Annotated in this window: 18 protein-coding genes, 6 tRNA genes and 1 other RNA gene; 9 read left to right on the top strand and 16 right to left on the bottom strand. The window is 55.0% G+C overall.

The window, feature by feature from the left end; all coding sequences use genetic code 11:
- Nucleotides 1-15: 15 nt before the first annotated feature.
- Nucleotides 16-900, top strand: a complete 885-nt coding sequence (locus K5I40_RS03690; protein ID WP_223073680.1) for a LysR family transcriptional regulator — start codon at nucleotides 16-18, stop codon at nucleotides 898-900.
- 49 nt (nucleotides 901-949) lie between these two features.
- Here the strand turns inward: K5I40_RS03690 and K5I40_RS03685 are convergent, their stop codons facing one another.
- From K5I40_RS03685 to K5I40_RS03660, 6 genes are all read right to left on the bottom strand, one after another.
- Complete coding sequence (locus tag K5I40_RS03685) at nucleotides 950-1,294, bottom strand: FlxA-like family protein (RefSeq protein WP_039029645.1); 345 nt, start codon at nucleotides 1,292-1,294, stop codon at nucleotides 950-952.
- A 120-nt stretch (nucleotides 1,295-1,414) separates the two neighbouring features.
- Nucleotides 1,415-1,539, bottom strand: a non-coding RNA gene (locus K5I40_RS03680) — RtT sRNA.
- Nucleotides 1,540-1,568: 29 nt separating this feature from the next.
- Nucleotides 1,569-1,644: transfer RNA gene (locus K5I40_RS03675), tRNA-Lys, on the bottom strand.
- Between the two features lie 3 nt (nucleotides 1,645-1,647).
- Nucleotides 1,648-1,723: transfer RNA gene (locus K5I40_RS03670), tRNA-Val, on the bottom strand.
- A gap of 48 nt (nucleotides 1,724-1,771) precedes the next feature.
- Nucleotides 1,772-1,847, bottom strand: a tRNA-Val gene (locus K5I40_RS03665).
- Between the two features lie 44 nt (nucleotides 1,848-1,891).
- Nucleotides 1,892-1,967: transfer RNA gene (locus K5I40_RS03660), tRNA-Val, on the bottom strand.
- A gap of 257 nt (nucleotides 1,968-2,224) precedes the next feature.
- Here K5I40_RS03660 and gltX point away from each other — a divergent pair.
- A complete protein-coding gene (gene gltX / locus K5I40_RS03655; protein ID WP_039032598.1) occupies nucleotides 2,225-3,640 on the top strand; it encodes a glutamate--tRNA ligase in 1,416 nt (471 codons plus the stop codon).
- A 41-nt stretch (nucleotides 3,641-3,681) separates the two neighbouring features.
- Here the strand turns inward: gltX and K5I40_RS03650 are convergent, their stop codons facing one another.
- Complete coding sequence (locus K5I40_RS03650; RefSeq protein ID WP_039032599.1) at nucleotides 3,682-4,068, bottom strand: YfeC-like transcriptional regulator; 387 nt, start codon at nucleotides 4,066-4,068, stop codon at nucleotides 3,682-3,684.
- A gap of 1 nt (nucleotide 4,069) precedes the next feature.
- On the bottom strand, nucleotides 4,070-4,429 hold the full coding sequence (locus K5I40_RS03645) for a YfeC-like transcriptional regulator (protein WP_039032600.1): 360 nt from the start codon (nucleotides 4,427-4,429) through the stop codon (nucleotides 4,070-4,072).
- A gap of 220 nt (nucleotides 4,430-4,649) precedes the next feature.
- Here K5I40_RS03645 and K5I40_RS03640 point away from each other — a divergent pair.
- From K5I40_RS03640 to K5I40_RS03630, 3 genes are all read left to right on the top strand, one after another.
- A tRNA-Ala gene (locus K5I40_RS03640) sits at nucleotides 4,650-4,725 on the top strand.
- Between the two features lie 41 nt (nucleotides 4,726-4,766).
- A tRNA-Ala gene (locus K5I40_RS03635) sits at nucleotides 4,767-4,842 on the top strand.
- A gap of 202 nt (nucleotides 4,843-5,044) precedes the next feature.
- Nucleotides 5,045-7,228 carry an EAL domain-containing protein gene (locus tag K5I40_RS03630; protein ID WP_223073681.1) on the top strand — a complete coding sequence of 728 codons (2,184 nt, stop codon included), beginning with the start codon at nucleotides 5,045-5,047 and terminating at the stop codon, nucleotides 7,226-7,228.
- Between the two features lie 52 nt (nucleotides 7,229-7,280).
- Here K5I40_RS03630 and K5I40_RS03625 read toward each other — a convergent pair whose 3' ends face one another.
- Complete coding sequence (locus K5I40_RS03625) at nucleotides 7,281-8,468, bottom strand: NupC/NupG family nucleoside CNT transporter (protein ID WP_039032602.1); 1,188 nt, start codon at nucleotides 8,466-8,468, stop codon at nucleotides 7,281-7,283.
- Between the two features lie 344 nt (nucleotides 8,469-8,812).
- Between K5I40_RS03625 and K5I40_RS03620 the strand changes: the two genes are divergently transcribed.
- Nucleotides 8,813-10,054 (top strand): Nramp family divalent metal transporter, encoded by a 1,242-nt coding sequence (locus K5I40_RS03620; RefSeq protein ID WP_223073682.1) that lies wholly within the window; start codon nucleotides 8,813-8,815, stop codon nucleotides 10,052-10,054.
- Nucleotides 10,055-10,083: 29 nt separating this feature from the next.
- Here K5I40_RS03620 and K5I40_RS03615 read toward each other — a convergent pair whose 3' ends face one another.
- Nucleotides 10,084-10,428, bottom strand: coding sequence for a DUF2502 domain-containing protein (locus tag K5I40_RS03615; protein ID WP_039032604.1), 345 nt, complete (start codon nucleotides 10,426-10,428; stop codon nucleotides 10,084-10,086).
- Nucleotides 10,429-10,554: 126 nt separating this feature from the next.
- Nucleotides 10,555-11,553 (bottom strand): L-glyceraldehyde 3-phosphate reductase, encoded by a 999-nt coding sequence (gene mgrA, locus K5I40_RS03610; protein ID WP_223073683.1) that lies wholly within the window; start codon nucleotides 11,551-11,553, stop codon nucleotides 10,555-10,557.
- A gap of 184 nt (nucleotides 11,554-11,737) precedes the next feature.
- Here mgrA and ipdC point away from each other — a divergent pair, with 184 nt between their 5' ends.
- Nucleotides 11,738-13,393: an indolepyruvate decarboxylase gene (gene ipdC / locus K5I40_RS03605; RefSeq protein WP_039032606.1), complete on the top strand. Its 1,656-nt coding sequence runs from the start codon at nucleotides 11,738-11,740 to the stop codon at nucleotides 13,391-13,393.
- Here ipdC and K5I40_RS03600 read toward each other — a convergent pair whose 3' ends face one another.
- The gene (locus K5I40_RS03600; RefSeq protein WP_223073684.1) at nucleotides 13,394-14,629 is read right to left on the bottom strand and encodes an ion channel protein; all 1,236 of its coding nucleotides are present in this window, start codon (nucleotides 14,627-14,629) and stop codon (nucleotides 13,394-13,396) included.
- Nucleotides 14,630-14,833: 204 nt separating this feature from the next.
- Between K5I40_RS03600 and glk the strand changes: the two genes are divergently transcribed.
- Nucleotides 14,834-15,799 (top strand): glucokinase, encoded by a 966-nt coding sequence (gene glk, locus K5I40_RS03595; RefSeq protein ID WP_039032608.1) that lies wholly within the window; start codon nucleotides 14,834-14,836, stop codon nucleotides 15,797-15,799.
- Between the two features lie 40 nt (nucleotides 15,800-15,839).
- Here glk and K5I40_RS03590 read toward each other — a convergent pair whose 3' ends face one another.
- Both K5I40_RS03590 and K5I40_RS03585 read right to left on the bottom strand, forming a co-directional pair.
- Nucleotides 15,840-16,577 (bottom strand): LytTR family DNA-binding domain-containing protein, encoded by a 738-nt coding sequence (locus K5I40_RS03590; RefSeq protein WP_139563324.1) that lies wholly within the window; start codon nucleotides 16,575-16,577, stop codon nucleotides 15,840-15,842.
- A gap of 12 nt (nucleotides 16,578-16,589) precedes the next feature.
- Nucleotides 16,590-18,287, bottom strand: a complete 1,698-nt coding sequence (locus K5I40_RS03585) for a sensor histidine kinase (protein ID WP_223073685.1) — start codon at nucleotides 18,285-18,287, stop codon at nucleotides 16,590-16,592.
- A 386-nt stretch (nucleotides 18,288-18,673) separates the two neighbouring features.
- Here K5I40_RS03585 and alaC point away from each other — a divergent pair, with 386 nt between their 5' ends.
- The gene (gene alaC / locus K5I40_RS03580; RefSeq protein ID WP_139563323.1) at nucleotides 18,674-19,906 is read left to right on the top strand and encodes an alanine transaminase; all 1,233 of its coding nucleotides are present in this window, start codon (nucleotides 18,674-18,676) and stop codon (nucleotides 19,904-19,906) included.
- A gap of 52 nt (nucleotides 19,907-19,958) precedes the next feature.
- Here the strand turns inward: alaC and ypdK are convergent, their stop codons facing one another.
- Complete coding sequence (ypdK, locus tag K5I40_RS24065; protein WP_353620503.1) at nucleotides 19,959-20,039, bottom strand: membrane protein YpdK; 81 nt, start codon at nucleotides 20,037-20,039, stop codon at nucleotides 19,959-19,961.
- A gap of 352 nt (nucleotides 20,040-20,391) precedes the next feature.
- Nucleotides 20,392-21,312: a kdo(2)-lipid IV(A) palmitoleoyltransferase gene (lpxP, locus tag K5I40_RS03575; RefSeq protein WP_223073986.1), complete on the bottom strand. Its 921-nt coding sequence runs from the start codon at nucleotides 21,310-21,312 to the stop codon at nucleotides 20,392-20,394.
- Nucleotides 21,313-21,346 lie beyond the last annotated feature (34 nt).

Genomic DNA, 21,346 nt, shown 5'->3' with positions numbered 1-21,346 from the left:
AGGAGCGCAGGGGTGATGGAACGAACAACCCGCATCGATCTAAAGCTGCTGCGTTACTTTCTCGCCGTGGCAGAAGAACTGCATTTTGGACGGGCTGCGGCCCGTCTTAACATGTCCCAGCCCCCCTTAAGTATGCATATCAAAGAGCTGGAACAGCAGCTCGGTACGCTGTTGTTTCTTCGCCACTCCCGCAGTGTGACATTAACCCATGCCGGTAAAATCCTGATGGAAGAGTCACGTCGCTTGCTCTCCAGTGCGAACCAGATTCTGGCGCGGGTAGAGCAGATTGGGCGGGGTGAAGCAGGGCGAATTGAGCTTGGCGTGGTGGGCACGGCGATGTGGGGAAAGATGCGCCCTGTTATGCACCAGTTTCTGAAAACGCATCCTGACATCGAGGTGATTTTCCGGGAAAAAATGCCTGCAAAGCAGATGGCGCTGCTGGAAAGACGCGAGCTGGATGCGGGCATCTGGCGAATGGCGACGGAGCCGATGGCGGGATTTACCCGTGTACGCTTGCACGAGTCGTCATTTCTGGTAGCGATGCCGGAGGATCATGCTCTGACCGCCCGTGACGTCGTGCCGCTAGAGGCGTTACGGTATGAGTGTTTTGTTACCATGCCCGCCATGCACACCGACTGGGCCTTTTTGCAGCGGGTTTGTCAGAGCGCTGGCTTCTCACCCAGGGTGGTGCGTGAAGTGATGGAGCCGCAAACCGTACTCGCTATGATCAGCATGGGTCTGGGGATTACGCTTATCGCCGACAGCTATGCGCAGATGAACTGGCCCGGCGTGGTGTTCCGTCCGCTTGAGGAGCGTATTCCGGCGGATTTGTATGTCGTTTACGAAGAGCAGCAGTTGACGGGGGCGATGGCAAAACTGATCGCGGCGCTGACCGCGTAAACAGAAATTGTGCAGGCGCTGCATCTGGCCTGCACAGTTTTAAGCTGCGTCAGACGTAGATATCAATCTGATGCTCAGCGGAAGGGGAGTTAACGCCTTCCACCTTACCTTGCTGTTTGTCCTGCTTCTGCTGGGCTTCTTCCGCCTGACGACGCTGCAGCTGCTCCAACTGCGCCTGCAGCATTCTGATCTGCGCCTGCAGCAGGTCCTGCTGGGTTTGTTTCTCTTCCGCCGTGCCGCTGCCGTTAGCTACGTCTTTCAGCTGTTTGGTCAGTTTAGTAATTTGTGAGGTGAGGCGGCTAATTTGCGATGCAATGTCGCTACCGGCGGAGCCACTGCTGCTGCCGCTGCTTTTTGTTTGTATTGAGGGTGTGGATGCCTGAATGGTTGTCATGCTGATTTCCTCTGCCTAAAGAAGAGGTATCGGCAGAAAATTGAAGGACTTGAGAATATCTACCTGAACTGGTAGGGATTGCAGATAGCAAAAAAGCGCCTTTAGGGCGCTTTTTTACATTGGTGGGTCGTGCAGGATGACTCGCTTCGCTCGCCCTTCGGGCCGTCGCCGTAACGGCTCCGGTGCCTCACTCTGTTCGGCTCGAACCTGCAGCAGGTTCGAATCTTCCATATCGCAGATAGCAAAAAAGCGCCTTTAGGGCGCTTTTTTACATTGGTGGGTCGTGCAGGATTCGAACCTGCGACCAATTGATTAAAAGTCAACTGCTCTACCAACTGAGCTAACGACCCGAGTGGTGGGTGATGACGGGATCGAACCGCCGACCCCCTCCTTGTAAGGGAGGTGCTCTCCCAGCTGAGCTAATCACCCACTTCGGTACTTCATTTACTACTGCAAGAAATCCAGCTGGCGAGAAAGTGGTGGGTGATGACGGGATCGAACCGCCGACCCCCTCCTTGTAAGGGAGGTGCTCTCCCAGCTGAGCTAATCACCCACTTCTCAATTTCTTGCTACACGGCGGAGACTACATAAAGTAGTTGGTGGGTGATGACGGGTTCGAACCGCCGACCCCCTCCTTGTAAGGGAGGTGCTCTCCCAGCTGAGCTAATCACCCCCGCTGTGTGGAGTCGCATTATAGGGAGAGTTGAAAATGAGTCAACGCCTTTTCTAAAGATTTTGTTCGTTCGTCGTAAAATTAAACAAAACGATCGCAAAACCACCTGTGATGCATGATTTCTAAACAAAAACGGCTACAAAGAACGATCTGACAGCAACAAGATTGAGGAATCAGGCTGGAGTGATAGAATATTGCCCACTTTAGTTTCCAGGATATGCCGGTTGTCGGCATCTTTATCACTGTAAGGCCACTTCATGAAAATCAAAACTCGCTTCGCGCCAAGCCCGACAGGCTACCTGCACGTCGGCGGTGCGCGTACTGCTCTCTATTCCTGGCTGTTTGCTCGCAACCAGGGCGGTGAGTTTGTGCTGCGTATCGAAGATACCGATCTTGAACGCTCCACGCCGGAAGCAATCGAAGCCATTATGGATGGTATGAACTGGCTTAATCTGGAGTGGGACGAAGGCCCTTATTTCCAGACCAAACGTTTTGATCGCTACAACGCCGTTATTGATGACATGCTGGAAGCGGGCACTGCCTATAAGTGCTACTGCTCGAAAGAGCGTCTGGAAGCGCTGCGCGAAGAGCAGATGGCGAATAACGAAAAGCCACGCTACGACGGCCGCTGCCGTCACGATCATTCACACCACGCGGCGGACGAACCCTGCGTAGTGCGTTTCGCTAACCCGCAGGAAGGCTCGGTCATTTTTGACGATCAGATCCGCGGCCCGATCGAATTCAGCAATCAGGAGCTGGACGATCTGATTATCCGCCGTACCGACGGCTCACCAACCTATAACTTCTGTGTTGTGGTTGATGACTGGGATATGGCGATCACCCACGTGGTGCGTGGCGAAGACCATATCAACAACACCCCACGTCAGATCAACATCCTTAAAGCGCTGAATGCACCTGTACCGGTTTATGCGCACGTTTCAATGATCAACGGTGACGACGGTAAAAAACTGTCCAAACGCCACGGCGCGGTCAGCGTGATGCAGTATCGCGATGACGGCTACCTGCCGGAAGCGCTGCTGAACTATCTGGTGCGTCTGGGCTGGTCCCATGGCGATCAGGAGATCTTCAGCCGTGAAGAGATGATCAAGCTCTTTACCCTGAGCGCGGTAGGTAAGTCTGCGAGTGCGTTCAACACCGATAAACTGCTGTGGCTGAACCATCATTACATCAATACTCTGCCGCCAGAGTACGTTGCGACCCAGCTGCAGTGGCATATTGAGCAGGCGAACATCGATACCCGCAACGGTCCACAGCTGGCCGATCTGATCAAACTGCTGGGCGAGCGCTGTAAAACCCTGAAAGAGATCGCGGAAAACTGCCGTTACTTCTATGAAGAATACGATGAGTTTGACGCCGACGCCGCGAAGAAACACCTGCGCCCGGTTGCGCGTCAGCCGCTGGAAGTGGTTCGCGATAAACTGGCTGCCATTACCGACTGGAGCGCTGAGAATGTCCATAATGCCATTCAGGCGACAGCAGATGAGCTGGAAGTCGGGATGGGTAAAGTGGGCATGCCGCTGCGTGTCGCTGTTACCGGTGCCGGTCAGTCCCCGGCGCTGGACGTTACCGTACACGCGATTGGTAAAACCCGCAGCGTGGCGCGTATCAACAGAGCGCTCGATTTTATTGCTGAGCGCGAAAGCCAGCAGTAATCAGAAAGCAAAAACAAAACGGCAGGTTTCCCTGCCGTTTTTTATTCCTCTGGCTGATGAATGTTCAGCCGCACCAGAAAACCCTGTATCCCTTCCCGAGCCAGCAAAACGGCAAGCCGCTCCTGTTCAGGCGGAGTCATATTTTCCAGCGCATCGATAATCTGTCGCAGCACGGCAACGGGCTCATAGCTGGCCGCGGTTTCAGCAAGCTGATAGTTAGCCTGTCGTTTACGAATGGCGGGGATGTTCATGATGTGCTCGCGCACCTGTGCATCAATATGAATGAGACGCGCCTTACCGCCTTTAACGCCATTAATGCCTTCCGTTTTCCAGTTATTCTTGCGTACCCAGCGGTTAACGGTTTGCCTGGCGACCCCCAGCGTATCCGACAGCTCTTCGGTGGTCATTTTGCTACGTAATTTTTTCATATTATTTTTGCTCGCGGATCCCTAAGCGTTGCAACAATCCGGTGATCCCTTCCCGGAGTAATAAAGAGGTCAGTTGTTTCTGTTCCGTGGGTGTCATTTCGTTGGCCAGCGTGATCAGCAGGGCCTGCAGCGAGTTATCTGCATAAACGTCAGGTGAGGGCACCACATCCGGGGCTCTGCGTGCGTTGCGAATAAACTCCCGAACTTTCTCATTCACATGCACCAGCCGCGCTTTACCGCCCTGAACACCGGGTTTTGGCGATGTGGACCAACCCTCTTTCCGCACCCATTTATTGATGGTCTGTCGGCTGTAGCCTGTGAGCCGGGCCAGCTCTTCCGGCGTCATTCGTTCCTTGATCATGCAATTTCCTGAGTAAGAGTGTGGGTAATTAGTGGCTCATTTTATAACACCGTTTTACTGGAAAACGTGACAAGATTAACTCATGGCTGCGAGCACCCTCGCAATGTGATTCATTTGCATGAATTTTCAGCGGTTGAACCACAGTGTGAGATTTTGCCGTTGACACTCAGCAATGGAATTCATATTATGCCGCCCGTCAACACGACACGCTTTACGCGATGGGGCTATAGCTCAGCTGGGAGAGCGCTTGCATGGCATGCAAGAGGTCAGCGGTTCGATCCCGCTTAGCTCCACCAAACTCTGAACCCAACAGAGTCTGGTGCGTAAAGAAAACTGTGGGGCTATAGCTCAGCTGGGAGAGCGCTTGCATGGCATGCAAGAGGTCAGCGGTTCGATCCCGCTTAGCTCCACCAAAATTTAAACCCTCGCCGAATGGCGGGGGTTTTTTTATGCCTGCAATAAACCGTTTATCTCTTTTTCCTGTAAATAAATCTTGTTTAGGTAAATTCTTAGTCAGGAAATGCTATTTCCCGGCCTTGAACTTGAATTGCCTTTTTAAAGGAAATAGTATTTATGTGAAATTAATATCGCCAGGTAAATAGTTTAACAAAATTAATGAATACTAAAATTAATATTAACTTAAAGAGCTTCACGCTCGCCCTGGCGTTATGCCTCGTCTTCGTCCCTTTCTCCCGTCTTATTTCACCGAAATCTGTTATCGATGGTTTTGAGGTTTATCTGGCATGGATGCCGCTGAGCGTCATGCTGGCGATAATATTATTATTTGGTCGCCAGGCAATTATTCCGATCGTTATTAGTTTCGCCATAATTAACCAGTGGAACCTTCAATTATCGCCGGAGCAGGATGTTATTTTGCTGTTTTGTCAGGTGTTTAGCACGCTGCTGGTCTGCGGGATCCTGCGCTGGCTGCTTGGTTCGCGCTGGCGCTATCAGATACCCAGCCGCTTTCTTGGGGCGCGCATTTTCTGGTTAGGATTTGCCTTACCCCTGGCAATAAAACTCTCAATGTTTCTTGCCGGTTATTTTTGTGACTTCCCTGTTACCCTTGCTAATTTCTCTGACAGAGGTTCCGTCATATATCACATCGTGGATATTCAGAGCCTGATTTGCGCCGTTCTGATTTTCACCATGCTGTTCTATTATCCTTTAAGAATGATTATTAATCCGAATTATGCGCGCGCTTTCTGGCGGCGGAATATTAATAATTCATTTTCATTTCGCAACCAAATATTTACATCCGTATTACTTCTGTTGCTTGCCGCTTTCTTGCTTCTGCTCTGTTTGCCTTTTACTTCCGATATTATTGCGGGCTACCTGGTACCGGTGATATTCATTCTGTTCACCTTAGGCGTGAGTCGATTCCGCTATCCTTTCATCTCGCTGGGCTGGGCGTTGAGCACACTGCTGCTGCTCACCTATAACAGCAATTTTTTACAGGGCGTGCAGAACGGCTACTCACTGGCGTTCGTGCTGTCGGTGCTGATCTCCTTCGCTATCTGTCTGGTTTATATGTCTCGTATTTTTCAGCGCAGCGAATGGCTTAAACGTGGCTGGCAGGAGAGGGCGTTGATCGATCCCCTGACGGGACTGCGTAACCTGCGCGCGCTGGAGTGCTTCCTGAGTGATAACAGAGAGGTCACCCTGTGCTGTTTACGGATGGATAATCTGGAGTTCCTGAGCCGTCACTATGGCCTGATGATGCGCGTGCAGTGCAAACGGGCCATCATTCGCCAGCTCCAGCCGCTGCTGATGGCCAATGAGCAGGTTTTCCAGATCCCGGGTAATGAGCTGGTGGTGGTGCTCAGCGGGCCGGAAACCGGGGCGCGCTTGCAGCACATCATTGATTACATGAACAGCCGCAAAATTTACTGGAACAATATCGGTCTGGATATTGAATTTGGCGGCGCCTGGGGCGGCGTGGAGTCTAACGGCGGAGAAAGCCTGTATCACACGCTGGGCCAGTTAAGCTGGCTGGCGGAAAAAGCCTGCTCGGCGAATCAGGTTCTCTCCCTGAATAACAGCCTTGAAACGGTTTCAGGCCAGACGACAGAGCGCGTGCTGATGCTGAGTCGCATCAAGCGGGCGCTGGATGAGGGGGGATTACGCCTGTACGCGCAACCCATTCAGCAAGCCGATGGCGCGGGTTATCACGAAATCCTGTCTCGCCTGGAAAGTGAGGGTGAGCTCTTAACGCCTGATAAGTTCTTGCCGCTGGTAGCGCAGTTTAACCTGAGCCGCCGCTTCGATATCGGCGTGGTTGAATCATTGTTGGCCTGGCTGCAGGAGCATCCCTCAGACGATTGCTGCGCGCGTTTTTCCGTGAATCTGATGCCCTTGACGCTGATGCAAAAAGAGGTGGCGGCAGAGATCATTACTCTGTTTGAACGTTACGGGGTGAGGCCGCAGTCGGTGATTATCGAGGTGACCGAAGAGCAGGCGTTCTCCAACTCGGAAGTCAGTATCGCCAACATTCAGCAGCTGCGTCAGTACGGCTTTAAAATCGCCATCGACGATTTCGGTACCGGCTACGCCAACTACGAGCGGCTCAAGCGCCTGGAGGCGGACGTCATTAAAATTGATGGCTGCTTCGTCAAGGATATCTGCAGCGACAGCATGGATGCGATGATTGTGAAATCCATCTGCAATCTGGCGAAGACCCGCTCCCTGTGCGTGGTGGCGGAATTTGTCGAAACGGAGGAGCAGCGCGAAAAGTTGCTCGCCTCGGGGGTGGACTATCTGCAGGGATATCTGGTCGGCAAACCGCAACCGCTTCAGTAAATGACAGGCGAAAAAAACCGGGGACTTATCATCCCCGGTTTTTTTATGCTGATTACAGTACCAGTGCGGCGATAGACGCAGACAGGACGCTGACCAGCGTAGAACCGTAAACCAGTTTCAGGCCGAAGCGGGAAACCACGTTACCCTGCTCTTCGTTCAGACCTTTAATCGCACCGGCGATGATGCCGATGGAAGAGAAGTTAGCGAAAGAGACCAGGAAGACGGACAGAATGCCTTCGGCGCGCGGGGAGAGGGAACCGGCGATTTTCTGCAGATCCATCATTGCGACGAATTCGTTAGACACCAGTTTGGTTGCCATAATACTGCCCACCTGCAGCGCTTCGCTTGCAGGCACACCCATCACCCAGGCTACCGGGTAGAAGATGTAACCCAGAATGCCCTGGAAGGAGATACCCAGCACGGCAGCAAACAGGGCGTTCAGCGCGGAGATCAGCGCGATAAAGCCGATCAGCATCGCCGCAACGATAACCGCAACCTTGAAGCCTGCCAGGATGTATTCACCCAGCATTTCAAAGAAGCTCTGGCCTTCGTGCAGGTTAGCCATCTGCAGGTTCTCTTCACTCTCATCCACGCGGTACGGGTTGATCAGTGACAGAACGATAAAGGTGCTGAACATGTTCAGAACCAGCGCAGCAACCACGTATTTTGGCTCCAGCATGGTCATATACGCGCCCACGATAGACATGGAAACGGTAGACATTGCCGTGGCCGCCATGGTGTACATGCGGTTGCGGGACATTTTGCCGAGGATATCTTTATAGGCGATGAAGTTCTCAGACTGACCGAGGATCAGGGAACTTACGGCGTTGAAAGACTCCAGTTTGCCCATGCCGTTCACTTTAGACAGCACGGTACCGATAGCGCGGATCACAATCGGCAGAATGCGAATGTGCTGCAGGATACCGATCAGGGCAGAGATAAAGACAATTGGGCACAGCACTTTCAGGAAGAAGAACGCCAGACCTTCGTCGTTCATCTTACCGAACACGAAGTTGGTCCCTTCATTAGCGAATCCGAGGAGTTTTTCGAACATCTCGGAGAAGCCTTTTACGAAGCCCAGCCCCACGTCTGAGTTCAGGAAGAACCAGGCGAGCAATACTTCAATAACGAGTAACTGAACAACATAGCGAATGCGGATCTTTTTGCGATCGCTGCTGACCAGCAACGCAAGCACGGCAACGACAACAAGTGCCAGGACAAAATGTAGGACGCGGTCCATATTTGCTCCAAATATGAGGCAGGTTTAATTTCGCTGCACATTCTATGAAACAAGCGTAAAGAAAACGAGATCAAAGCCACACTATCGTTGAGTCCTGTGACGAGTCTCAAAAATAGTGACATACGATACATTTTCGTTATGTTGTGTAAATGAATTAAAAGTTAAGTTTGTGTGCTACGCTTCACAAAGGTTGCGTGCATTTTCGCCGTCAACTTATCCACGACTCAGCCTGCTTATCGTTCTTCGCTATCGGTGCAATCACTATAACCCTTTTAAATGAACTTGATAATCATTCGCATTTTGATAGCATTAAACATAGCAAAGGCTATATTTCTGAGGCAAAAATGAGCAATAGTCGCGTTGATGAGAGTAGCAGTGGCAGAGCAGCACGCAAAATGCGGTTCGCATTAATGGGACCTGCGTTTATTGCCGCCATTGGCTATATCGATCCCGGTAACTTTGCGACCAACATCCAGGCCGGGGCCAGCTTTGGCTACAAACTGCTGTGGGTGGTTGTCTGGGCCAACCTGATGGCGATGATGATCCAGGTGCTGTCGGCAAAACTGGGTATCGCTACCGGGAAAAACCTCGCGGAGCAGATCCGCGACCACTATCCGCGTCCGCTGGTCTGGTTTTACTGGGTGCAGGCTGAAATTATTGCCATGGCGACCGACCTCGCGGAGTTTATCGGGGCGGCCATCGGCTTTAAGCTGATCCTCGGCGTGTCGCTGTTGCAGGGTGCGGTATTAACCGGTATTGCCACTTTCCTTATTCTGATGCTGCAACGACGCGGGCAAAAGCCGCTGGAGAAAGTGATTGGCGGCCTGCTGCTGTTCGTGGCGGCGGCCTATATCGTGGAGCTGATCTTCTCCCGGCCTGACTTTGCACAGTTAGCGAAAGGGATGGCGATCCCGAGCCTTCCTGGCACCGAAGCGGTGTTCCTTGCGGCCGGGGTGCTGGGTGCGACCATTATGCCGCACGTCATTTATCTGCACTCGTCGCTGACCCAGAACCTGCACGGAGGCTCGCGGCATGAGCGCTACTCTGCGACAAAATGGGACGTGGCGATCGCCATGACCATCGCCGGGTTTGTCAATCTGGCGATGATGGCTACCGCCGCAGCGGCGTTCCATTTCAACGGCCATACCGGTATTGCCGATCTCGACCAGGCCTACCTGACGCTGGAACCGCTACTCAGCCATGCGGCAGCCACTATTTTTGGTCTGAGTCTGGTGGCGGCGGGTCTCTCTTCTACCGTCGTGGGCACGCTGGCGGGGCAGGTGGTGATGCAGGGCTTTGTGCGCTTCCACATTCCTCTGTGGGTGCGCCGCTCGATCACCATGCTGCCGTCGTTTATTGTGATCCTGATGGGGCTGGATCCGACGCGCATTCTGGTGATGAGCCAGGTGCTGTTGAGCTTCGGTATTGCTCTGGCGCTGGTGCCGCTGCTGGTCTTTACCAGCGACAAAAAGTTGATGGGCGATCTGGTGAACAGTGTGACGGTGAAACGGACCGGGTGGGCAATAGTGGTGCTGGTGGTGGCCCTGAATCTGTGGTTGCTTATCGGGACTGCATTAGGATTGTAAAAAAGGCGCCGTAAGGCGCCTTTTTTATATTAGTGACGATGGCCGTGTCCGCCATGACCACGCCCGTGACCTTTAGGGCCGCGATGGTCATCACGATCGCTCCAGCCTGCGCGATAGCCGCGCTCGTAGGCGTTACGTTTATCCCAGCCACGGTGGTAGCCGTTATCATGTCTGTGCCAGCGATTATCACGCCATTCATAATGACGACGCCAGTAGTCGCGGTCACGCCAGCCGCCGCCGTCCCAGTAGTTACCATAATTATCACGATCGCCAATTTGTAATTTTATGGATGGCAACAGGGTGATTTCGCCAGCATTAGCGACCAGCGGGGCTGAAGCCATTAATACTGCTGCCAGAATCAGGGACCTGAACATGGTTATTCTCCTTCACGATCGGAGCCGTAATCGGCTTGTTAACGCAATTTTAAGGGGCGGTAAAGGCCCGGATAATCGCTTTAACTCCTAATTCAGAAGGCGTAGCACTTTTTGCTAAAAGCGCGTTTAATTTGTGCTTTTCAGAATTAATTCTATTTCCTGAAGTTCCTCAGGCGTGAAATGGCGATTCGCCAGCATCCCCACCGCATCGTCAATTTGCGCCGTTTTGCTGGCACCAATTAAGACCGAGGTGACGGGCTCCTGATGGAGCACCCACGCCAGCGCCATTTGCGACAGCTTCTGGTTCCGGCGTTCGGCCAGGGCGTTGAGCTGACGCACTTTCGCCAGCTTCTCATCGGTTATCTGGTCCGGGTTCAGGAAGCGGCTGGTGCTGGCGGCGCGGGAATCTGCCGGAATGCCGTTCAGATAACGGTCGGTTAGCTGGCCGCCCGCAAGCGGAGAAAAGGCAATGCAGCCCACCCCTTTATCCTTAAGCACGTCCAGCAAACCCGCCTCCGGCGCGCGTTCAAACATGGAGTATTTCGGCTGGTGGATAAGGCAGGGGGTGCCCAGGTCATCGAGGATTTCAGCGGCCTGACGCGCCAGTTCTGCCGGATAGTTGGACAGCCCGACGTACAGCGCCTTGCCCTGACGTACGATATGGTCGAGCGCTTTCATCGTCTCCTGTAACGGCGTTTCCGGATCGGGACGGTGGTGATAGAAGATGTCGACATACTCCAGCCCCATCCGTTTCAGGCTCTGATCGAGGCTGGCGATCAGATACTTACGCGAGCCCCAGTCGCCGTAGGGGCCGTCCCACATGGTGTAGCCCGCCTTGGTTGAGATGATCAGCTCATCGCGCCAGGCGCTGAAATCTTCCTGTAAAATCCGTCCGAAATTACGCTCTGCCGAACCCGGCGGTGGACCGTAGTTATTGGCAAGGTCGAAGTGCGTAATGCCCAGGTCAAAGGCACGATGTAAAAGTTGACGGCTGTTTTCAATCAGCGTGGCATCGCCGAAGTTGTGCCACAGCCCCAGGGAGATAGCAGGGAGCTTAAGACCGCTTTGCCCGCATCGTTGATACACCATTGACTGATAACGGTTTTGATCCGCCTGATAAACCATGAGTCTTGCCCCTCTGCGTCAGAATGTCATTCAGTGTATACGTTTACACTAAACGTCAGGCAAGCAGATTACCCCGCGAAAATACGTAAAGCATTATTTCCAAGCGCTGATTATCGCCATTCCTGGACAGCTATCACGCTTCTTCAATACTCAAATTGAAGTCAACATTATAAGGATAACTGTCATGCATACCCCCTACACCGTCGCCGATTACCTGCTGGACCGTCTTACAGATTGTGGTGCCGATCATCTGTTTGGCGTGCCGGGCGACTACAATCTGCAGTTTCTCGATCACGTTATCGCCAGCCCGGATATTGGCTGGGTAGGTTGTGCCAACGAACTGAATGCGGCCTACGCCGCTGATGGATATGCGCGCTGCAAGGGTTTTGCCGCGCTGCTGACGACGTTTGGGGTTGGCGAGCTCAGTGCCATGAACGGCATCGCGGGCAGTTTCGCTGAACATGTTCCGGTACTGCATATCGTCGGCGCACCGGGCAGCGCCTCGCAGAAAAAAGGGGAGTTGTTGCACCATACCCTCGGTGACGGTGAGTTTCGTCATTTCTATAAGATGAGTGAGCCCGTGACCGTGGCGCAGGCGCACCTGACCGAACAGAACGCCTGCTATGAAATTGACCGGGTGTTGACCGAAATGCTCCGTGAGCGCCGCCCTGGCTACATCATGCTGCCTGCCGACGTGGCAAAGAAACCTGCCACTCCGCCAGTAAGCGCGCTCATTGACCGAATTTATGAAAGTGACAGTTTCCGCCTGGATGCATTCCGTCAGGCGGCGGAAAAACGGCTGGCCGCAAGCGATCGCATCGCGCTGCTGGCCGACTTCCTGGTCCTGCGCTACGGCCTGAAAAACCAGATGCAGCGCTGGGTGGACCAGACGCCCGTCGCCCACGCCACCATGCTGATGGGGAAAGGCATTTTTGACGAGCGCAAAGCAGGCTTTGCGGGAACCTACAGCGGCTCCGCCAGCGCGGCCGACGTCAACGAGGCCATTGAAGGCGCTGACACCGTGATCTGCGTGGGCACGCGCTTCACCGATACGCTCACCGCCGGCTTCACCCACAAACTCACTCCTCAGCAGACCATCGACGTGCAGCCGCACGCCTCGCGCATCGGCGATGTCTGGTACACCGGCATCCCGATGACCCAGGCCATTGAAGTGCTCTCCAGCCTGTGCCACCAGTATGCCAACACCAGCAGCACGCCACGCCCGGCACGCCAGCTGCATGCGGTTCATCCAGGCTCATTGACCCAGGACAGCTTCTGGAAAACCCTGCAAACCTATATTCGTCCGGGGGATATTATTCTGGCCGACCAGGGCACCTCGGCGTTTGGTGCGGGCGCGCTGAGGCTGCCGGATGAGGTGAACTTTATCGTGCAGCCGATCTGGGGCTCGATTGGTTACACCCTGGCCGCCGCCTACGGTGCCCAGACTGCCTGCCCGGATCGCCGCGTGATTGCGATTACCGGCGACGGCGCGGCACAGCTCACCATTCAGGAGCTGGGCTCGATGCTGCGTGACAAGCAGCGCCCGGTGATCATGGTGCTCAATAACGAAGGGTATACGGTGGAGCGCGCCATTCACGGTCCGAACCAGCGCTATAACGACATTGCGCTGTGGAACTGGACGCAGATCCCGCAGGCCCTCAGCCTGAATTGTCAGGCCGAGTGCTGGCGGGTCAGCGAGACGGTGCAGCTGGAGGAGGTGCTGGAGAGAGTGGGGCACCCGGAACGGCTGTCGCTGATTGAGGTCATGCTGCCGAAAGCCGACGTTCCGCCGCTGCTGAGCGGCATTCTCCAGGCGCTGGAGGCGCGTAAAAGCGCCTGATTATTTCTCCTGACGCCCGGCAATCATCATTGGTCTGCCCGCCAGCAACAGCCAGGCGGGCAGCATCACAATACAGAGCAGCGGCAGCAGGCTGGTGTCCGGCACCACCACTGCCGCCATAAACAGGCTCAGCCACGCATCCCGGGTGACAACCAGAACCAAGCCCAGAATGGAACAGGAGATGGTGATCGCCAGCGGAACCGCATCAACGTGCTCGTGCAGCATCAATCCCAGCGCGACGCCAACAAACACCGCCGGGAAAATGCGCCCGCCGCGAAAACCGCATGCCGCCGCCACCACCAGCGCCGCCAGTTTGATCAGCGCAAAGAGCAGATAATCCGACACGCTGAAGATCTGGCTGAAAGCCATCTGCTGCATCTCGTCCAGCCCCTTAAACAGGGTGATGTTGCCCCCGATGGCGCCCAGGATCCCCAGAATAAATCCGCCGACCCCGAGAATAAGTACCGGATGCTTCAGACGATGCATCAGCCGGTGCAGGCGTGGCAGACACCACACCGCCACCATACCCAGCGCGATGGCGATGGCGGCAACAATTGCGCCGCTAAATATATCGACCAGCTGCATCTGGCTGTAGTGGGCAATGGGCAGCGAGAAGTTGGGATGGAAGAACAGGCTGGTGGTCAGCGCGCCCGCTGCGGCGGCGAGCAGCGGGGCGAACAGCCGATCCCAGAGCGGGATCTCCGCGTTGCCGCTCAGGGTCTGGGAAAAAATCAGCGCCGCCGCGACGGGGGTGCCGAACAGCGCGCCGATGGTGCCGGCAGAGGCAAGAATGGTCCAGTCCAGGGCGTTCACCCGGGGAAAGACGCGCGCGCCTACGGCGACGGCCAGGGCGATGTTTACTGCCATCACCGGATGCTCAGGCCCGAGGCTGACGCCCCCCGCTAGACCGATAATCAGGGCGATTATCAGCCCCGGCAGGGCGGCGGCGTTGACCGGCGCGCCAATCAACGGCTCTGTGGCCGGGTCGGGCCCGGCATGGCCCGGGGTATAACGGATCACCAGCCCCACGGCGATACCGGTCAGGGTCAGGGTCAGAATAATCCACGTCGGGGAGTTCGCGCTAAGACCGATTGTGGAGGGTAAAGAGGTCCACAAAAGCGACTGCAGCACCGAGGCAACCTTCATGATGATTATCAGAATCAGACTGGATGCCACGCCAATAATCAGGGCAGGAGGGGCCAGCAGCAGCATCGTTCTGGCTCGCGGATGGAGCATGATGATTTCCTTGTAGAAAATGGCTGTCTTTACTTTGCACTCTCAGCCTTATGGTAATAGTGCAAATGGTGCTGAAACGGTAAAGTTATTCTGTGACGAAGATCGATAATCCTGGGGTGCTTTTATTCAGGTCGTTGTTGTTCTCGGGCCTTGAATTTAGAGTGTGCCAATCAGTTATTTTGACTTTAGCGGAGCAGTAGAAGAATGACAAAGTATGCTTTGGTAGGTGATGTAGGGGGGACTAACGCGCGTCTGGCGTTATGTGACGTCAATACCGGCGAAATCTCCCGCGCCAAAACCTATTCCGGGCTGGATTATCCCAGCCTGGAAGCGGTGGTTCGTGTCTATCTGACGGAGCATGAGGTCAGCGTTGAGGATGGTTGTATCGCTATTGCCTGCCCGATTACCGGCGACTGGGTGGCGATGACCAACCACACCTGGGCATTCTCTATTGCCGAAATGAAAGCCAACCTCGGTTTCGCCCATCTGGAAATTATTAACGACTTTACCGCGGTATCGATGGCGATCCCGATGTTAAAGCCGGAGCATCTGATCCAGTTCGGCGGTACTGAGCCGGTTGAAGGTAAGCCAATTGCCGTCTATGGCGCAGGCACCGGCCTTGGCGTCTCGCATCTGGTGCACGTCGACAAACGCTGGATCAGCCTGCCGGGCGAAGGCGGACACGTGGATTTCGCGCCAAACAGCGAAGAAGAGGGCATTATCCTTGAAGAGTTGCGCGCGGAGATCGGCCACGTATCCGCAGAGCGCGTGCTCTCCGGCCCGGGCCTGGTGAATCTCTACCGGGCAATCGTGAAATCTGACGGCCGTCTGCCGGAAAATCTGCAGCCGAAAGACGTCACCGAACGCGCGCTGGAAGATTCCTGTACCGATTGTCGTCGCGCGCTGTCGCTGTTCTGCGTCATCATGGGGCGTTTTGGCGGCAACCTGGCGCTGAATCTCAGCACCTTTGGCGGGGTTTATATCGCGGGCGGGATCGTGCCGCGCTTCCTCGACTTCTTTAAATCATCCGGTTTCCGCGGCGGATTTGAAGATAAAGGCCGCTTCCGCGATTACGTCCGGGATATCCCGGTGTACCTGATCGTCCATGACAACCCGGGCCTGCTGGGCTCTGGTGCGCATCTGCGTCAGACGCTGGGCCAGGTACTGTAACAGCCCGTCCCCGGTGACGTCCGTCACCGGGGCACTCCCTTCACAGGTGCATCAGCTGGCGAAACTCTTTCACCTTGCTGCGACTTACCGGCACCTGAAAATCCAGATCCTTCAGCCGCAAAATGTAGGTGTTATTGAACCAGGGTTCGATCTCGCGGATCTTGTTCAGATTCACGCAAAACGAACGATGGCAGCGGAAGAAGTGGCTCGTCGGCAGTCTGGCGCAAAATTCGGTGATGTTCATCGGCATGACGAACGACTCGCGGCGGGTATAGACGAAGGTCATCTTCTCGTGCGCTTCGGCGTAATAGATGTCGTCCATCGGCGTCACGATGATGCGCTCGTCCTTGATCAAATTGATGGTGTCATTTTCACGCGTCACCGGTGAGGCCGCGACCTGCTCCGCGCCGGATTGCTGCTGCCAGGCGTGTTCCAGCTTCTGCAGCATGGTGACGATCCGCGACTCCTGATAAGGCTTCAGAATGTAGTCGAACGCCTCCAGCTCGAAGGCCTCCACCGCATGCTCTTTCCACGCGGTGACAAAGACGATAAACGGCTTGCTGGCAAACTGGCTGATGTTCTGCGCCAGCAGTACGCCGTCCAGGGACGGAATGTTGATATCCAGAAAAATGGCGTCGACCCGGTTGTGCTGCAAAAATTTCAGCACGTCCAGGCCGTCCTCAAAGGTGCCGACAATCTCCATCTGGCTGTGTTCTTTAATCAGCCAGCTCAGCTCCTGTTGAGCGAGTATTTCATCTTCCACAATGATGACTTTCATGCGTCACTCCCTCTAAGGCAACAACAACGGCTGGGCATGAACGGCGGAGCGTTCATTCGGCACATAAAACGCGATCTCGGTTCCCGGCTCAAGGCGGCGGATGTGCAGCCCTTCACCATAGAGCAGCTTAACGCGGTGATGGACATTCAGCAGACCAATTTTATTGCCGGGCATCTCGTTGGACTCCACCCGCTCAATCACTTTCGGGTCGATCCCGTGTCCGGTATCGCGCACCGCCACCCGCACGCGGTTACCGCACTCGGCCACGCTTATCGTCACCACGCCTTTGCCCTTGCGCGGCTGAATGCCGTGAACAATGGCATTCTCCACCAGAGGCTGGATCAGCAGGCTCGGGATCACGCAGTTCACCTCTTCATCGATGTCGTAGATGACGGTGAGCTTATCGCCAAACCGCGCCTGCTCGATGGCGATGTAATCCTTGATCTGATAGAGCTCTTTTTTGATGTCGATCTGCTCGTCGTCTTTCAGCTCAATGTTGTAGCGCAGATAGCGCGAGAGATTGAAGATCAGCTGGCGGGCGGTGTCCGGATTCAGGCGGATCGACGAGGAGATCGCGTTCAGGGCATTGAACAGGAAATGGGGATTAATTTTGCTCTGCAGGGCGCGCAGCTCTGCCTTGTTTGCCATCTCCCGCAGCTGCTCGGCTCGGGAGACCTCCAGCTGGGTGGAGATAATCTGCGACAGCCCGACCGCCATCTCCTGTAAGGAGGAGGTAATCTGGTGCGCGTGGCAGTAGTAAATTTTGAGCGTGCCGGTGACCACCCCTTTTTCCCACAGCGGGATCACCAGCATGGAGTGGATCTCCGGGGTGCGGTGGGCTTCATCGTTGTTCTTGATGATGATCTTACCGCCGCTGATCGCCTGGCGGGTGGTGGGGCTGACGGTATCGTCGTTATCCCGGTAGTTAGCTTCCCCTACGCCCACGTAGGCCAGCACCCGGTCGATGTTGGTGATCGCCACCGCATCGGCGTCAATATCGCGGCGGATGATGTCGCACACCTGGCGCAGGGATTCGGCATTAATATCGCGAAACAGCGGCAGCGTTTTATTGGCGATATCCAGCGCCAGCTTGGCCTGCCGGGCAGCGCTGGCCTCTTTTTCGCCCTCCACGCTCTGCACCAGCAGCACGATAAAGCCCACGCAGACGCTGCCGAGAATCATCGGGATGCCGATCTTCGAGACGATATCCAGCCCAAGCTCAACGGTCGGCGCCCACGCTACCACCAGGATCATGGTCAGGGTTTCGCAGACCATCCCGGCGATAATGCCCGCTTTCCAGTGCTGCTTTTTTGGGATCTTACGGTTAATCACCCCCGACAGCACGCCGGCAATGATGCTGGTGATCAGGCAGGGGATCGCCGTCACGCCGCCGATATCAATCAGATAGCGGTGCGTCCCGGCAATAACCCCGGTGATGATCCCCACCCACGGGCCAAACAGGATCCCGCCGGACATCACGGCAATGATCCGCACGTTGACCAGCGATCCCTCTACCGGCACCCCGGACCAGGTGCTGAACAGGGCAAACATCGAGAAGATGGCGGTGACCGCCAGCAGCTCTCGCGGCGAGTGGGCAGACTTATGCAGCAGCTCGCGGAACAGGCGGATGCGGATGAGGAAGAACAGGCAAATCAGCATTAATGCCGCGCGATCGAAAACCGCCAGCAGCATATTGAATATTTCGTGCACGGGGAAACCTGGGAAAACGGGAAAGAACCATGATAAAAAACCTGACGCCCAATGACCAGTTATCCGTCCTTTTTATCAAATGGGGATAAACCATAAAAATGAAAGGGGATTGACTTCGTTGCCGCGCAAAGGGGTCTGAAGGGAAAAAATAATCCAAAAGTCGTAACTGTACTGATATTAAAATGTTAACTAAATGGCATTGAAAATGCCTCTTTTCATAATCGCTTCCCGTTTTTACCCGAGCAGAGTTCCTGTTTTAGCGCTACGTTATTTTTTTATTTCTCCCCTCTCGACAAGACGAATTTTTTCAGGTTATTTTCTAAGCACGCCACATTCGTGGCGACGTCGCTCGGACGGTCCGGGCGCTAACGTAATCTGAGGAATTTATGGCTGACTCCAGTCCTGAACGCCGTTTTTCGCGTATCGATCGTCTTCCCCCGTATGTATTTAACATCACCGCTGAACTGAAAATGGCTGCGCGTCGGCGCGGCGAAGACATTATTGATTTCAGCATGGGTAACCCCGACGGCGCTACGCCACCGCATATCGTGGAAAAGCTCTGTACCGTCGCCCAGCGCCCGGACACCCACGGCTACTCGACTTCCAAAGGCATTCCGCGCCTGCGCCGCGCCATTTCGCGCTGGTATCAGGACCGCTATCAGGTTGAGATCGACCCCGAGAGCGAAGCCATTGTCACCATTGGGTCGAAAGAGGGGCTGGCGCATCTGATGCTGGCGACCCTGGACCACGGCGACACCGTACTGGTGCCGAACCCCAGCTACCCGATCCATATTTACGGCGCGGTCATCGCCGGGGCGCAGGTGCGCTCTGTTCCGCTGGTGGAAGGCGTCGACTTCTTTAACGAGCTGGAACGCGCCATCCGCGAAAGCTATCCGAAGCCGAAGATGATGATCCTCGGTTTTCCGTCAAACCCGACCGCCCAGTGTGTCGAACTCGAGTTCTTTGAGAAGGTCGTGGCGCTGGCGAAGCGCTATGACGTGCTGGTGGTGCATGACCTGGCCTATGCCGATATCGTCTATGACGGCTGGAAAGCGCCGTCGATCATGCAGGTTCCCGGCGCGCGCGACGTGGCGGTGGAGTTCTTCACCCTGTCGAAAAGCTACAACATGGCGGGCTGGCGTATCGGCTTTATGGTCGGCAACAAGACCCTGGTGAACGCCCTGGCGCGCATCAAAAGCTACCACGACTACGGCACCTTCACCCCGCTGCAGGTGGCGGCGATTGCAGCGCTGGAAGGCGATCAGCAGTGCGTGAAGGACATTGCCGCCCAGTACAAGCGTCGTCGTGATGTGCTGGTCAAAGGGCTGCATGAAGCAGGCTGGATGGTCGAGATGCCGAAAGCCTCAATGTACGTCTGGGCGAAGATCCCGGAGGCTTACGCCGCGATGGGATCGCTGGAGTTTGCCAAAAAACTCCTGCAGGACGCGAAAGTGTGCGTCTCCCCGGGCGTTGGCTTTGGCGACTACGGCGACACGCACGTGCGTTTCGCGCTGATTGAGAACAGCGACCGTATTCGTCAGGCGGTGAGGGGCATTAAGGGCATGTTCCGCGCCGACGGGCTGCTGCCGCAGGCCGCAAAGACCGCGCCGGAACAGTAACCAAAAAAAACAGGCGCCTCAGGCGCCTGTTTTTTGACTACATTTTCTTTGCTCAGTTCATCATCAGGGCAAACGTGCCGACCCAGGCGAACAAAATCACTGAAAAACCCATCAAGAAATATTTCACGTTCATCGCTCCGCGTATTTCGTGATACGCATTAAAAACAGAGTCCAACTGATTATAGAGAGGTGAAGTCGGTCCAGGGCGGAAATGAGAATTATCCCCGTTTTGGCAGCGACTCCAGCTCAGAATTCTGTGCTTTCAGGTAGCCAGACGGCGCTAATGTACGCCTAAATTTCAGGAGTGACAAGGGGCATTTTTTTAAATAATTTCCACGACTTACGAGTGTCGTGGAACGGCGACAGATTGATTTCGCGGCGTAATAAATTGCCCTTCGGCAACATAGCCTGCTAACGATAAATCAGGGTGATTACAGGTGATTGAAAAGGTTAGTTTCACGCAGAAACTAACCTCTGTTTTGGGGCTAACGGTAGAGGGAAGGTTCACCGACAGGGCGGGTTTTGAAGCGGCGATGCACCCATAAATACTGCTCCGGGGCACGCATGATCTCGTTCTCGATCGCCTTGTTGATGTAAGCCGCGGCGGCCACCTCTTCCTGCGGATAGTTTTCCATCTCCGGCATGATGAACAGGCGATAGCCGCTCTTATCGGCTTTTCTGACCATCGTGACGGTGAGCATCGCCGCCTTTGAGAGGCGCTGAATCACGAATGTGCCGTTAGTGGTCGCCACATCCTTCACCGCAAAGAAGGGGGCGAAGCTGCTGCCATTGCGGCCATAGTCCTGATCCGGCGCAAACCAGACCGCTTCCCCTTTTTTCAGGGCGCTGACCAGCCCGCGCAGGTTGTTGCGGCTGATCATCGCTTTATTGGAGCGCATGCGCCCGCGCGTCTGCACCCAATCCATCAGGGCGCTGTTATGCGGACGGTAGGTCGCCATCATCGGCTGGCACAAGCCCATCACCCGGCCACCCAGCTCCAGCGACATAAAGTGAACGCCGATGACCATCACGCCGCGGTTTTTAGCCTGCGCGCGCTGCAAATTTTCCAGCCCTTCAACATCAAACAGCTTGCGTACCCGGCGATCCGGCCAGAACCAGGCCATCCCCGTTTCCAGCAACGCCATGCCGATGGATTTAAAATTCTCAGTAATCAGACGTTCGCGCTCTTCGGGGGAGAGCGCCGGAAAGCAGAGTTCGAGGTTTCTGCGGCCGATGGACTCCCGGCGTTTCAGAAAACGACGTGAAATACTCCCGAGAGTAGCACCCAGCCAGCTCAGCGCCGGGTAGGGGAGTTGTACGAGCAGCCACAGGACACCCAGACCAAACCACGTAAACCAGTAACGGGGGTGCAAAAGGGTGAGTGTGAATTTGCATTGAGACAAGATAAAACGACCTTTATGAAGAGTGTGTAGGTAGCGC

The organism is Leclercia sp. LTM14, assembly GCF_023736175.1.
GTDB classification, from domain to species: Bacteria; Pseudomonadota; Gammaproteobacteria; order Enterobacterales; family Enterobacteriaceae; genus Enterobacter; species Enterobacter barmai.
Note: the sequence above shows the minus strand (reverse complement) of the source record. Positions and strands in the feature narration are given on the sequence as shown.

Bases quoted from the DNA above. Each gene is read 5' to 3' on its own strand.
- K5I40_RS03690 (WP_223073680.1), top strand. From the start codon at position 16: ATGGAACGAACAACCCGCATCGATCTAAAGCTGCTGCGTTACTTTCTC.
- K5I40_RS03685 (WP_039029645.1), bottom strand. From the start codon at position 1,294: ATGACAACCATTCAGGCATCCACACCCTCAATACAAACAAAAAGCAGC.
- gltX (WP_039032598.1), top strand. From the start codon at position 2,225: ATGAAAATCAAAACTCGCTTCGCGCCAAGCCCGACAGGCTACCTGCAC.
- K5I40_RS03650 (WP_039032599.1), bottom strand. From the start codon at position 4,068: ATGAAAAAATTACGTAGCAAAATGACCACCGAAGAGCTGTCGGATACG.
- K5I40_RS03645 (WP_039032600.1), bottom strand. From the start codon at position 4,429: ATGATCAAGGAACGAATGACGCCGGAAGAGCTGGCCCGGCTCACAGGC.
- K5I40_RS03630 (WP_223073681.1), top strand. From the start codon at position 5,045: ATGAATACTAAAATTAATATTAACTTAAAGAGCTTCACGCTCGCCCTG.
- K5I40_RS03625 (WP_039032602.1), bottom strand. From the start codon at position 8,468: ATGGACCGCGTCCTACATTTTGTCCTGGCACTTGTTGTCGTTGCCGTG.
- K5I40_RS03620 (WP_223073682.1), top strand. From the start codon at position 8,813: ATGAGCAATAGTCGCGTTGATGAGAGTAGCAGTGGCAGAGCAGCACGC.
- K5I40_RS03615 (WP_039032604.1), bottom strand. From the start codon at position 10,428: ATGTTCAGGTCCCTGATTCTGGCAGCAGTATTAATGGCTTCAGCCCCG.
- mgrA (WP_223073683.1), bottom strand. From the start codon at position 11,553: ATGGTTTATCAGGCGGATCAAAACCGTTATCAGTCAATGGTGTATCAA.
- ipdC (WP_039032606.1), top strand. From the start codon at position 11,738: ATGCATACCCCCTACACCGTCGCCGATTACCTGCTGGACCGTCTTACA.
- K5I40_RS03600 (WP_223073684.1), bottom strand. From the start codon at position 14,629: ATGCTCCATCCGCGAGCCAGAACGATGCTGCTGCTGGCCCCTCCTGCC.
- glk (WP_039032608.1), top strand. From the start codon at position 14,834: ATGACAAAGTATGCTTTGGTAGGTGATGTAGGGGGGACTAACGCGCGT.
- K5I40_RS03590 (WP_139563324.1), bottom strand. From the start codon at position 16,577: ATGAAAGTCATCATTGTGGAAGATGAAATACTCGCTCAACAGGAGCTG.
- alaC (WP_139563323.1), top strand. From the start codon at position 18,674: ATGGCTGACTCCAGTCCTGAACGCCGTTTTTCGCGTATCGATCGTCTT.
- ypdK (WP_353620503.1), bottom strand. From the start codon at position 20,039: ATGAACGTGAAATATTTCTTGATGGGTTTTTCAGTGATTTTGTTCGCC.